This window comes from Cupriavidus sp. C1SS-2L (genome assembly GCF_057073735.1).
In genome coordinates this window covers 2,687,783-2,699,879 of record NZ_CP172708.1, presented here as the reverse complement: position 1 = coordinate 2,699,879, position 12,097 = coordinate 2,687,783, and the positions used below count along the sequence as shown (strand labels likewise).

Genomic DNA, 12,097 nt, shown 5'->3' with positions numbered 1-12,097 from the left:
GTCGTTTGTACCGGGCCGGCGAGGGTTTGGACGGGGCTTCGGCTCCGTTTTTTTTAAGTTCTCGCGGGCTCAACAAACAAAAAAAAGCCGCTCCGAAGAGCGGCCTTTGTTCGCAGCCGGGCACGAAGACCGCCGCGATATCAATCGTCCAGCAACGACAGATCGCGCACTGCGCCCTTGTCCGCCGACATGACGAGCTTGGCATACGCCTTCAGTGCGGCCGACACTTTACGCGGACGTGCCTTCGCCGGCTTCCAGCCCTTGGCGTTCTGCTCTTCGCGGCGGCGCGCCAGTTCTTCGTCCGACACGAGCACATCGATCGTCCGGTTCGGAATGTCGATGCGGATCTTGTCGCCGTCGCGCACGAGGCCGATGGCGCCGCCGGCGGCTGCTTCCGGCGAGCAGTGGCCGATCGACAGCCCGGACGTGCCGCCCGAGAAGCGGCCATCCGTGAGTAGCGCGCAAGCCTTGCCCAGGCCCTTCGACTTGATGTAGCTCGTCGGGTAGAGCATTTCCTGCATGCCGGGGCCGCCCTTGGGACCTTCGTAGCGCACGATCACGACATCCCCGGCCTTGACCTTGTCGTTGAGGATGTTCTCGACCGCCTCGTCCTGCGATTCGGTCACGTGAGCCGAACCCTCGAACACGAGGATGCTTTCGTCCACGCCGGCAGTCTTCACCACGCAGCCGTCCAGCGCGATATTGCCGCGCAGCACTGCCAGGCCACCTTCCTTGGAGAAGGCGTGCTCGTACGAGCGGATGCAGCCCTCGGCGCGGTCCAGGTCTAGGCTCGGCCAGCGCGTGTTCTGGCTGAACGCCACCTGCGTCGGGATGCCGGCCGGGCCAGCCATGTAGAAATGACGGACGGCCTCGTCCTTCGTGCGGACGATGTCCCACTGATTCAGCGCGTCGCCGAGCGACGGGGCATGTACGGTCGGCACGTCGGTATGCAGCTTGCCGGCACGCTCGAGCTCGCCCAGGATGGCCATGATGCCGCCCGCGCGGTGCACGTCTTCGATGTGGTACTTGTTGGTGTTGGGCGCCACCTTGCACAGCTGTGGCACGACGCGCGACAGGCGGTCGATGTCATTCATGGAGAAATCGATGCCCGCTTCCTGCGCGATTGCCAGCAGGTGCAGGATGGTATTCGTGGAACCGCCCATGGCGATGTCCAGCGTCATCGCGTTCTCGAACGCCTTGAAGCCGACCGAACGCGGCAGCACGCGCGCGTCTTCCTGCTCGTAGTACTGGCGGGCCAGTTCGACGATACGGCTGCCCGCGCGCTTGAACAGCTGCTCGCGGTCCGCGTGCGTGGCGACGACGGTGCCATTGCCGGGCAGCGACAGGCCCAGTGCTTCGGTCAGGCAGTTCATCGAATTGGCCGTGAACATGCCCGAGCACGAGCCGCAGGTGGGGCAGGCGGAGCGCTCGACCTCGGCCACGTCGGCGTCGGAATAGGCCGGGTCGGCCGCGATCACCATGGCGTCAACCAGGTCGAGCTTCTTGAATTCGACGGCCTTGGTGACCGGGTTGGCCAGGCGCGTCTTGCCGGCTTCCATCGGGCCGCCCGACACGAAGATCACGGGGATGTTCAGGCGCATGGCGGCCATCAGCATGCCCGGGGTGATCTTGTCGCAGTTCGAGATGCACACCATGGCGTCGGCGCAGTGCGCGTTGACCATGTACTCGACCGAGTCGGCGATGATGTCGCGGCTCGGCAGCGAATACAGCATGCCGTCGTGGCCCATGGCGATGCCGTCATCGACCGCAATCGTGTTGAACTCCTTGGCCACGCCGCCAGCGGCTTCGATTTCGCGCGCGACGAGCTGGCCCAGGTCCTTCAGGTGGACGTGGCCGGGCACGAACTGGGTGAACGAGTTCACCACCGCGATGATCGGCTTGTTGAAATCGTCGTCTTTCATGCCGGTGGCGCGCCACAGCGAGCGGGCCCCAGCCATGTTGCGGCCGGCGGTGGAGGTCTTGGAACGGTATGCGGGCATTGTGGGGTTGTGAAATCAGTATCGCGGAAAGGATGCGGGGCCACGGGAATAGGGGCCCCTCATGCGCCCGTGCGAACAACCTCTTGAGCTGCGCCCTGGGCAGAACTCGCGATTATCCCACACCCGGCGCAGCGTGCAGCCGGCCAGGCCGGTGATCGCGCGGTTGTCGCCGGCAACCCGGGTCTCGCGTCCCGGATTGCCGGATGGGGGCAGCCGTCAGCCGCCGATATTGAGCAGCGCCAGTACGCCCAGCACCAGGAAAATGCCGGCGGCAATCTTGTGCACCAGCGCGATCGGCATCTTGTTGGCGAACTTGTCGCCGAGCAGCACGGCCGGGGCATTGGCCAGCATCATGCCGAAGGTCGTGCCGGCCACTACGGCGAGCACCGCGCCGTTGAAGCGGGCGGCCAGAGCGATCGTGGCGATCTGGGTCTTGTCGCCCATCTCGGCAAAGAAGAACGCGACGATGGTGGCGATCAGGATGCCGAGCGTGCCTTTCACCGGCTTGGCGCCTTCTTCGTCGTCGAACTTGTCGGGGATCAGCATCCAGGCGGCCATGGCGATGAAGCCGAGGCCCAGAATCCAGCGCAGCAGGTTTTCGCCGAGCACATGGGTGATCCAGCCGCCGAGCGCGCCGGCAAAGCCGTGGTTGACGATCGTGGCGATCAGGATGCCAAGGATGATGGGAAGGGGCTTGCGATAGCGCGCGGCCAGGACGAGCGAGAGCAACTGCGTCTTGTCGCCCATTTCAGCGAGCGCGACGATGCCTGTGGAGACGAGGAAGGCTTCCATGTTGTTGTGTGAGTAACCCGGGCCGCATGCATCGCGAGATGCCAATGACGCACACCTTTCCCGGCCCGGCCAGAAAGGTATGGTCATCGGTCTCGCCAGGCCTTGGATCGGTCTGGGCCTGATGGCCAGCCGGGTCCGGAGCTGCGCACGCCATAACCGCAAGCGGTCAAGTCTGTTGACGTACGCCCCTGTCTTCCGGTTGCCGCATTGCGCGGCGCGGTGAGAGCAGGGCGGCTACTCCCCAATGGAAGCCGCGATTATAGCGGCGGGGGCGGTGAGCGTCCACCGCCCGGGAAAATGTGCCGTGTCAGGCCGGCACGGGGGACTGCTCGCTGGTCTGGCGACCGCGGAAGTCGGTCCAGCACAGGGCCTTGAAGTCGTACAGCTTGCAACGGCGTGCGGTGTCGAAGTACCAGCGCCACGAGAAATTCTCGATGATGATGCGGCCCGGCAGCGCATGTTCGAGCAGCGCCTGCGCGCGCTTCAGGCGGTACAGCGGCACGCTCATGTCCACGTGGTGTGCGGTGTGTTCCATGATGTGATGCAGCGCGGCGCCGATGCCATGGCGGAAACGCAGGTGCACGGTCGTCGAGACGAACGGCTGGGCCTTGGCCCACATCGACTTGGTGTCGTACCACGCCACGCTGGTGTGGGTGTGGTGCACGTACAGCACGAAGCCGACGGTCACGTTCCAGACCAGGAAAGGCAGCACGAAGCCGGCGCCGACCATCATCCATGCCGATTGCCCGGTGGCAAAAGCGGCCCAGATCAGCGCACCGATCCACGCGGCGCCGAACGTGGCCACCAGCGTGCAATCGGCCATGAAGATCGGACGGCGCGTGGCCATCTGGCGCTTGTTCGGGAAGAACAGCTTGCACCACCAGATCTCGACCAGGTAGTACAGGCCTGGACCGAAGCCGGTGCGGTAGATGCGCTCCATCACGCGGCGCCAGCGCGGCAGCGCCTGGAACTCTTCGAGCGAATACGGCGCCCAGACGAAGTCGAAGCCCTTCAGGTTGGTGTAGCCGTGGTGGACCACGTTGTGGCCGACTTCCCACAGGCTGTAGGGCGTCAGCGACGGCAGGAACGTCAGCCGGCCCAGCCATTTGTTCAGGCCGCGGCGCGGCGTCAGGCTCTGGTGGCAGGCGTCGTGGCCGATGATGAACAGGCGCGCGATGATCAGGCCCGCCACTACGCCGAGGCCCACCTTGGCGGCCCAGTGCGGGGCCAGCACGACGCCCGCCAGCGTGGCCGCGAACAGCAGGTAGTCGAAGGCGAACAGCGCCAGCGCGCGCGGCGTGCTGCGCTGGCCTAGCGGAATCAGCCAGCCGCGGATGATTTTGCGGGATGGCAGCGGCTGGTCTGGGGAAATCGGTTCGGGAAACGGCTGGTTGGCAGGCGCCGGTGCGTGCAGCGGTACCTCGGGATGCGTGGCAGCGGTGGTGGTCATGGAAACCTTCAGGTTGCTGGCGTTGCGGGTCGGCCTCGCAAGGCCTGCAACGGAACCGCAAAGGTTAGAGGGCTTTGCCGTTACGAGTCTTGACCACCGTCAAGCCGCGCCGGAGCGCTCCCGGGTATTAACCCATCGCGGCCGCACGAGTGGCGGCCACAGGTATGGAGGGCGTCACACGACCGGTACCTGTACCGCCTCGCCCATCACATAGACACTGTCGATGACCCGGTCATCGCCGAGCATGGCGAATGCGAACAATTGCTCTTCGAGCGTCTCCGAGCGGCCGCTGCGACGCGCGATCAGCGGCGTGGCCTGCGGATCCAGCACGATGAAGTCGGCCTCGCAGCCCTCGCTGAAGCTGCCGATGCGGTTGGACCAGCCCAGCGCTTCGGCGGCCGCGCGCGTGGCCAGGTAAAACATGCGCAGCGCGGTCAGGTGGTAGCCGCCCATGCGCGCGACCTTGTGCGCGGCGTTCATGGTGCGGAACATCGAGAACGAGGTGCCGCCGCCGACGTCGGTCGCCAGCGTCACGTTCAGGCGGTTGGCGTCCGACTGGTGGAAGTCGTAGAAGCCGCTGCCGAGGAACAGGTTCGACGTCGGGCAGTGCGCGACGGCGGCGCCGCTGTCGGCCAGGCGGCGGCGGTCGTCCTGGTCCAGGTAGATCGCATGGCCGTAGAACGCGCCGGGGCGCAGCAGGCCGTAGCGGTCGTAGACGTCCAGGTAGCTCCGCGCGTCCGGGAACAGTTCGGCCACCCATTTCACTTCGTCGCGGTTCTCTGCGACGTGGGTCTGGATGAATGCGTCCGGATAGGCCTTGGCCAGTTCGCCGCAGGCGGCGAGCTGCGCTTCGGTCGACGTCGGCGCGAAGCGCGGCGTGATGGCGTAGGCGAGGCGGCCCTTGTTATGCCAGCGCGACAGCAGGTCGGCGGAATCGCGCGCGCCGGTTTCAGCGGTATCGCGCAGGAACTCGGGACAGTTGCGGTCCATCATCACCTTGCCGGTGATCATGCGCAGGTTGCGCTGTTCGCTCTCGGCAAACAGTGCGTCGGCTGAAGCCTTGTGCACCGTGCTCCAGACCACCGCGCTGGTGGTGCCGTTGCGCAGCAGTTCGTCGGTGAAGAAGCCGGCGACCGCGCGCGCGTATTCAGGCTCGGCGAAGCGACGTTCCTCGGGGAAGGTGTAGGTGTCCAGCCAGTGCAGCAGGCCCGGCGACGGCGACGCGATGATGTCGGTCTGCGGGTAGTGCACGTGCGTGTCGATAAAGCCCGGCACGATCAGCTTGCCGCGGTGGTCGATCACCTCGGCATCGGCCGGAATGCGCGACGCGAGCGACGTGTAGTCGCCGGCCGCGACGATGCGGCCAGCGGTGACGAGCAGCAGACCATCCTCCCAATACTGATAGGCGTCCTCATGGAACTGCGGGTCGTGCAGGAAATGCAGCACGCGGCCGCGGATCGCGCGAGTAATGGACGGAGTCGGAGGAGTGGTCGTCATGGTCTGTCTCTCGGGCCAGGCCGGCGCGCACGCGCAGGGCCAGGCCATTGGTATGTGCCGCTCAGGCCGCGGGGGCCGTGGCAGGCGGGGACGTCGGCGTGGCCGACCAGAAGTGGTCGACCTCCGCCAGGAACTCGGCCTTCTGCATCGGGGGCAGGAAGGCCGCTTCAAAACTATTGCGCGCCAGCTTGTGCGCATCGGCGGCGTCGAGCGGCAGCGCTGCGAACGTGGCTTCCCAGTTGGCGTTCATGTAGCCGCCGAAGTAGGCCGGGTCGTCCGAATGCAGCGTGATCGCAACGCCGGCATCGAGCATGCGCTTGAGCGGATGCTCGCTCAGGTCCGGATGCACCTTGAGCTTCTGGTTCGAAAGCGGGCACACGGTCAGCGCCACGCGTTCGCGCGCCAGGCGCTCGATCAGCGCGGCATCGTCGATCGAACGTACGCCGTGATCGATACGTTCGACCTTGAGGATGTCCAGCGCATCGGTGACGTACTGGGCGGGGCCTTCCTCGCCGGCATGGGCCACCAGGTGCAGGCCGAGTTCGCGGGCACGAGTGAATACGCGTGCAAACTTTTCGGGCGGGTTGCCCTTCTCCGACGAATCCAGCCCGACGCCGACAAAGCGGTCCCGGTACGGCAGCGCGGCTTCCAGCGTGGCGAACGCGTCTTCTTCCGACAAATGGCGCAGGAAGCAGAGGATCAGGCTGCTCGAGAAATCATATTCGGTGCGCGCCTGGGCCAGTGCATCGGAAATGCCGTCGATCACGGTGCCGATTGGCACGCCGCGAGCCGTATGGGTCTGCGGATCGAAGAAGATCTCGGCATGGCGGACATTGTCGGCGACGGCGCGCTTGACGTAGTCCATGGTCATGTCGAAGAAATCCTCTTCGGTCAGCAGCACACTGGCACCGGCGTAGTAGATGTCCAGGAACGACTGCAGGTCGGTGAACGCATAGGCCGCGCGCAGAGCCTCGACGCTGGGGTAGGGCAGGTTCACGTGGTTGCGCTGGGCCAGCCGGAAGATCAGCTCGGGTTCGAGCGTGCCTTCGATATGCACGTGCAGTTCTGCCTTGGGAGTACGGCGGATCTTGTCCGCCAGCGCGGCATCGATGGTCATGTGGGGCCTCGGTCTTGTGGTTACGGATGCACCGTCTCCCCGTGGCTCGCGTGCAGCGCGGCGAGGCGCTGGTCGCGGACCTGCAGCAACTGGGCGACGATGGCTACCGCAATCATAGCCGGTGCCTTGTCTGTGATCCCTGATACCCCCATCGGGCAAGTCATTTCCGGAAACCGGGCCGGGTCGACGCCGTGGTCCGCCAGCCGGTGTTCGAAGCGCGCGCGCTTGGTCTTGGAGCCGATCAGGCCGAAATACGCAAAGTCCGTGCGCCGGAAGATCTCCTCGCACAAGGTCTGGTCGAGCGCGTGGCTGTGCGTCATGACGAGAAAATAGCTGCCTGCGGGCGCCTGCGCTACCACGGCTTCCGGCGTATCGCTGGCCTCGGGCTCGACGTTATCGGGCAGTCCGGCCGGGAACAGCGTGTCGCGTTCGTCGACCCAGTGCACACGGCAGGGCAGATTGGCCAGCACCTTGACCAGCGCATGGCCGACGTGGCCCGCGCCGAACAGCACCACATGCATGTCGTCGGGAACCAGCGTGTCGGTCCAGGCGCCATCCGCTTCCAGCGTGACCGACGCGATCACCGCACGGCTTTCCGTCGCGGTGACGGCACCGCGAACCGGCACCGTGCGTTCCAGCGACTTGCCCGCGGCAAAAGCGGCCTCCACGGCATCCAGCCAGTGCAGATCGTCCGGCCCGAGCACTTCAAACGCCAGTTGCACCACGCCGCCGCAGCACTGTCCCAGCGCCGGGCCCAATGGAATGCGCTCGATGCGGCGCTGTTCCTTGCCCTCGTTCAGCATGGCGCGCGCGATATCCATGCCGCGCCATTCGAGATGCCCGCCGCCAATGGTGCCGACCAGATCGTTGGCGCTGACCAGCATGCGGATACCTGCCTCGCGTGGCGCGGAGCCCTTGACTTCGACGATGGTGACCATCGCCACCGGCACGCCCGTGCGCACCATGCGCGCGGCGTCGGCGAAGCGGAAGGGTTTGAGCGGTGCATCCTGCATGTCGGGCCTTTGGTCAGTTAGGCCGGCTGTTGCCGGTCTCGTTGTCTGTCTTGCTGTTTGCGCCGGGGGTGGCGCGCACCTGCGCGGGCGGCCGGCCCCTGATCCGCCAAGAGCGGAACAGGGGGGAAAGTCCGGCAGGCCCGGCAGGCGCGCGCGTCAGGCCGGCTGTGCGGCGGTTTCGCCGACCGCGCTCGCCGCGCATGTCGCGCGTACTGCTTCCACCGCGTCCAGGATGGCTTCGCTGGTAGCCGGCGCGCGCAGCGGCGGGTTGACCTGGTAGTCAGCCACGGCCGCGATCGCGTCGCGGATCGCGAAGAACACCGAGAACGGCAGCAGCAGCGGCGGTTCGCCCACAGCCTTGGAGCGGTGGATGCTGTCTTCCACGTTCCGGTTCTGGAACAGGCGCACGTTGAAGTCTTCAGGGCAGTCGTTGATCGTCGGGATCTTGTAGGTGGACGGCGCATGCGTCATCAGCTTGCCGTCCTTGTTCCACCACAGTTCCTCGGTCGTCAGCCAGCCCATGCCCTGGATGAAGGCGCCTTCGACCTGGCCGATATCGATGGCCGGGTTCAGCGACTTGCCTGCATCGTGCAGCGCGTCGGCGCGCAGCAGCTTCCATTCGCCGGTCAGCGTGTCGACCAGCACCTCGGAGCACGCCGCACCGTAGGCAAAGTAGTAGAACGGGCGGCCCTGCAGCTTCTTCTGGTCCCAATGCAGCTTCGGCGTCGTGTAGAAGCCGTCCGACCAGAGCTGCACGCGTGCCAGGTACGCTTCGCGGGCCAGTTCGCCGAATGGCACGCGCAGCTCGCCGGCGATCACGAGATCGTCGTTGAAGCGCACGCTGTCAGGCGTCACGCCGGCCTTGCGCGCGGCAAACTCGGCCAGGCGCTCGCGAATCTGGCGCGCGGCGTCCTGCGCGGCCTTGCCGTTCAGGTCAGCGCCGGTCGATGCCGCAGTCGCCGAGGTGTTGGCCACCTTGCTGGTATCCGTTGCGGTCACGCGTACGCGTTCCATGCGGATACCGAGCTCGTGCGCCACCACCATCGCAACCTTGGTGTTCAGGCCCTGGCCCATTTCGGTGCCGCCGTGATTCACCAGCACCGAGCCGTCGTTGTACACGTGCACGAGCGCGCCGGCCTGGTTGTAGTGCGCCACGTTGAACGAGATGCCGAACTTCACCGGCGTGATCGCGATGCCCTTCTTGAGGATTGGGCTCGTCGCATTGAACGCACGCGTGGCCTCGCGGCGCCCACGGTATTCGCTGGTGGCCACGAGTTCGTCGATCAGTTCGTGGATGACATTGTCTTCCACGGTCTGGCCATACGGCGTGACGTTGCGCTCGGTCTTGCCATAGAAGTTGGCGCGGCGCACATCGAGCGAATCCTTGCCGACATTGCGTGCCACGTTGTCGAGGATGTACTCGATCGCGAACGCGCCCTGCGGGCCGCCGAAGCCGCGGAATGCGGTATTGCTCTGCGTATTCGTCTTGCCGCAGTAGCCGTCGATCTGCACGTTCGGCAGCCAGTAGGCATTGTCGAAGTGGCAGATCGCGCGCGTCATCACCGGGCCCGACAGGTCGGCCGAGAAGCCGGCGCGCGACACCATCTCGATCTGCACGCCTTCGATGCGGCCATCAGTGTCATGACCGACGTCGAAATCGAACACGAAGTCGTGGCGCTTGCCGGTGATCATCATGTCGTCGTCGCGGTCCGGACGCAGCTTGACCGGGCACATGAGCTTCCATGCCGCCAGCGATGCGCAGCACGCGAACATGGCCGACTGCGATTCCTTGCCGCCGAAGCCGCCGCCCATGCGGCGGCATTCCACCAGCACCTGGTGCGCGTGCCAGCCGAGCATATGGGCCACGGCGTGCTGCATCTCGGTCGGGTGCTGGGTCGAGCACCACACGTGCATGCCGTCGTTTTCGCGCGGCGCGGCGTAGGCGATCTGGCCTTCCAGATAGAACTGCTCCTGTCCGCCGAGGCGGATCTTGCCCGCATCGCGGTGCGCGGCGGCTGCCAGATGCTGTTGCGGCTCGCCCCGGGTCAGGTGCATCGGCGGCAGCACGTAGCTGCCGGCCTCGTGCGCGGCCTCCGGCGAGAGTACCGGTGGCAGGTCTTCGTATTCAATCACGCCCAGGCGGGCAGCGCGGCGTGCCGCGTCATGCGACGTGGCAACCACCACGAAGATCGGCTGGCCGATAAACTGCACCACGTCGCGCACCAGGATCGGGTCGTCGTGGATGATCGGGCCGCAGTCGTTGACGCCGGGAATGTCATCCACGGTCAGCACGTCCACCACGCCGGGCGCGGTGCGCACCTTGTCGAGCGAGATGGATTTGATGCGCGCATGGGCGCGGCTGCTCATGCCGAGCGCCGCGTGCAGCGTGCCGGCGAGCTCGGGAATATCGTCGGTATAGGTGGCGGTGCCTGCCACGTGCAGGTGCGCCGATTCATGCGGACGCGAGATGCCGACCTGGGGCACGGCCTCGTCGGCCACGCTGGCGTCGAGCAGGAACGGTTCGGTTTGCTTGTTCATGCCGATCTCTCCTCAGGCCGTGACGGTTGCAGTGGCGCCAGCGCCAGGCGCGCGGACGTTGACAGCGGATGCGGGCAGCGCATCGGCGCGCGTCTCCAGCCAGAAGCGGTACAGCAGGTTGGCCGCCCCGCGGGTGCGGTACGAGGCGGTCGAACGCATATCGGACAGCGGTGTGTAATCCTGCGACAGCGCGGCCATGCCGGCGCGCACGGTGGCTTCGTTCCACGGCTGGCCGATCAATGCAGCTTCGGTGGCCGCGCCGCGCTTCGGTGTGGCGGCCATGCCGCCGAACGCGACGCGTGCCTGCGTGATCACGTCGTTCTCCACTGTGATCGCGAATGCCGCGCACACGGCCGAAATATCCTCGTCAAAGCGTTTGGACAGCTTGTAGGTCCTGAAGTGCTGCGGGCCCTTGACGGGTACGCGCAGCGCTGCGACGAACTCGCCTTCCACCATGGCCGTCTTCTGGTACGCAAGGTACAGGTCTTCGAGCGGCAGCGTACGGCGCGTCGCGCCGAGCTGGAGTACCACTTCGGCGCCGAGCGCGATCAGCGCCGGCATCGAATCGCCGATCGGCGAGCCGTTGGCGATATTGCCGCCAAGCGTGCCCGCATTGCGGATCGGCAGCGAGGCGAAGCGCTTCCACATCTCTTCGAGTTCGGGGTGCGCGGCGGTCAGCGCAGCGTAGGCCTTCTCGAGCGTCACGCCGGCGCCGATCTCGATCATGCCGTCGCGCTCTTCGATCGATTGAAGGTCTTCGACCTGGCCGATATAGAGCAGGTTGCCGAGTTCGCGGAACTGCTTGGTGACCCACAGGCCCACGTCCGTGCTGCCGGCAAGGATGCGGATGCCGGGCTCGGCCGCCTTGATTGCGCCGAACTCGGCCGCGGTGCGTGGCGCGAAGAAGTTCTGGCCCTTCGCGCTGTAGCGGAAGGTCTCGCCGCGCTTGAGATTGCGCAGCGTGTCGGCGATCTGCTTCGGGTTGAGCTTGCTCGCGTGCGGCGCAGGCAGGGCCATCATGCGCTCGCCGGCGTCGATGATCGGGCGGTAGCCAGTGCAGCGGCACAGGTTGCCGGTCAGCGCGTCGCAGATGGTCTGGCGCGTCGGCGCTTCGCCGCCCGGGGTGTGCTGCTGGTACAGCGCCCACAGCGACATGACGAAGCCGGGCGTGCAGAAGCCGCATTGCGAACCGTGGCACTCGACCAGGGCTTCCTGCACTGGGTGCAGGGCGCCGTCGGCCTGGCGCAGATCCTCGACGGTGATCAGCGCCTTGCCGTCGAGCGTGGGCAGGAACTGGATACAGGCATTGACGGCCTTGAATTCGACATCGCCGCCGTCCTGCAGCTCGCCGATCACGACGGTGCAGGCGCCGCAGTCGCCTTCAGCGCAGCCTTCCTTGGTGCCGGTGCAGCGCGCGTCCTCTCGCAGGTACTGCAGCACGGTCCTGGTAACGGGGGCGTCGGATACTTCCCTGACCTGGCCGCGGTGGAAAAAGCGGATGGTTTGCGTCTCCATGGTCTTCATCTCGTTCTGTGATGGCGGAAACATAGCACCGGCGCGTTTCATGCAATATTCGGCCCAGGTGATATGCCCCATCAGGATGCCCGTCCATGGGGTTCCGCTGTCCCCTTATCACGGCGGATTGACCAATGGCGGGTTGCGTGACATACACTATGCGCCGTTCCCTTCC

8 protein-coding genes and 1 riboswitch are annotated in these 12,097 nt (G+C 66.0%); all 8 genes read right to left on the bottom strand.

The features are described from left to right. Window positions 1–140: 140 nt before the first annotated feature. Entirely contained in the window at window positions 141–2,000 is a 1,860-nt protein-coding gene (gene ilvD / locus ACIGJG_RS12495) for a dihydroxy-acid dehydratase (RefSeq protein WP_011298583.1), read from the bottom strand. 216 nt (window positions 2,001–2,216) lie between these two features. Further along, window positions 2,217–2,792: a TMEM165/GDT1 family protein gene (locus ACIGJG_RS12490; protein ID WP_483672412.1), complete on the bottom strand. Its 576-nt coding sequence runs from the start codon at window positions 2,790–2,792 to the stop codon at window positions 2,217–2,219. Window positions 2,793–2,822: 30 nt separating this feature from the next. After that, window positions 2,823–3,047: riboswitch (yybP-ykoY riboswitch) on the bottom strand. 52 nt (window positions 3,048–3,099) lie between these two features. Next, complete coding sequence (locus tag ACIGJG_RS12485) at window positions 3,100–4,242, bottom strand: fatty acid desaturase (protein ID WP_011298581.1); 1,143 nt, start codon at window positions 4,240–4,242, stop codon at window positions 3,100–3,102. Window positions 4,243–4,416: 174 nt separating this feature from the next. Next, on the bottom strand, window positions 4,417–5,739 hold the full coding sequence (gene guaD, locus ACIGJG_RS12480) for a guanine deaminase (protein ID WP_011298580.1): 1,323 nt from the start codon (window positions 5,737–5,739) through the stop codon (window positions 4,417–4,419). A 61-nt stretch (window positions 5,740–5,800) separates the two neighbouring features. After that, the gene (locus ACIGJG_RS12475; RefSeq protein ID WP_011298579.1) at window positions 5,801–6,856 is read right to left on the bottom strand and encodes an adenosine deaminase; all 1,056 of its coding nucleotides are present in this window, start codon (window positions 6,854–6,856) and stop codon (window positions 5,801–5,803) included. Window positions 6,857–6,876: 20 nt separating this feature from the next. Next, window positions 6,877–7,869: a xanthine dehydrogenase accessory protein XdhC gene (gene xdhC / locus ACIGJG_RS12470; RefSeq protein WP_011298578.1), complete on the bottom strand. Its 993-nt coding sequence runs from the start codon at window positions 7,867–7,869 to the stop codon at window positions 6,877–6,879. A gap of 156 nt (window positions 7,870–8,025) precedes the next feature. Next, a complete protein-coding gene (xdhB, locus tag ACIGJG_RS12465; protein WP_011298577.1) occupies window positions 8,026–10,407 on the bottom strand; it encodes a xanthine dehydrogenase molybdopterin binding subunit in 2,382 nt (793 codons plus the stop codon). Window positions 10,408–10,419: 12 nt separating this feature from the next. Beyond that, window positions 10,420–11,922: a xanthine dehydrogenase small subunit gene (xdhA, locus tag ACIGJG_RS12460; RefSeq protein WP_011298576.1), complete on the bottom strand. Its 1,503-nt coding sequence runs from the start codon at window positions 11,920–11,922 to the stop codon at window positions 10,420–10,422. Window positions 11,923–12,097 lie beyond the last annotated feature (175 nt).

What these genes read in the sequence shown, in the direction of transcription:
- ilvD (WP_011298583.1), bottom strand. Translation starts at nt 2,000, where the DNA reads ATGCCCGCATACCGTTCCAAGACCTCCACCGCCGGCCGCAACATGGCT.
- ACIGJG_RS12490 (WP_483672412.1), bottom strand. Translation starts at nt 2,792, where the DNA reads ATGGAAGCCTTCCTCGTCTCCACAGGCATCGTCGCGCTCGCTGAAATG.
- guaD (WP_011298580.1), bottom strand. Translation starts at nt 5,739, where the DNA reads ATGACGACCACTCCTCCGACTCCGTCCATTACTCGCGCGATCCGCGGC.
- ACIGJG_RS12485 (WP_011298581.1), bottom strand. Translation starts at nt 4,242, where the DNA reads ATGACCACCACCGCTGCCACGCATCCCGAGGTACCGCTGCACGCACCG.
- ACIGJG_RS12475 (WP_011298579.1), bottom strand. Translation starts at nt 6,856, where the DNA reads ATGACCATCGATGCCGCGCTGGCGGACAAGATCCGCCGTACTCCCAAG.
- xdhC (WP_011298578.1), bottom strand. Translation starts at nt 7,869, where the DNA reads ATGCAGGATGCACCGCTCAAACCCTTCCGCTTCGCCGACGCCGCGCGC.
- xdhB (WP_011298577.1), bottom strand. Translation starts at nt 10,407, where the DNA reads ATGAACAAGCAAACCGAACCGTTCCTGCTCGACGCCAGCGTGGCCGAC.
- xdhA (WP_011298576.1), bottom strand. Translation starts at nt 11,922, where the DNA reads ATGGAGACGCAAACCATCCGCTTTTTCCACCGCGGCCAGGTCAGGGAA.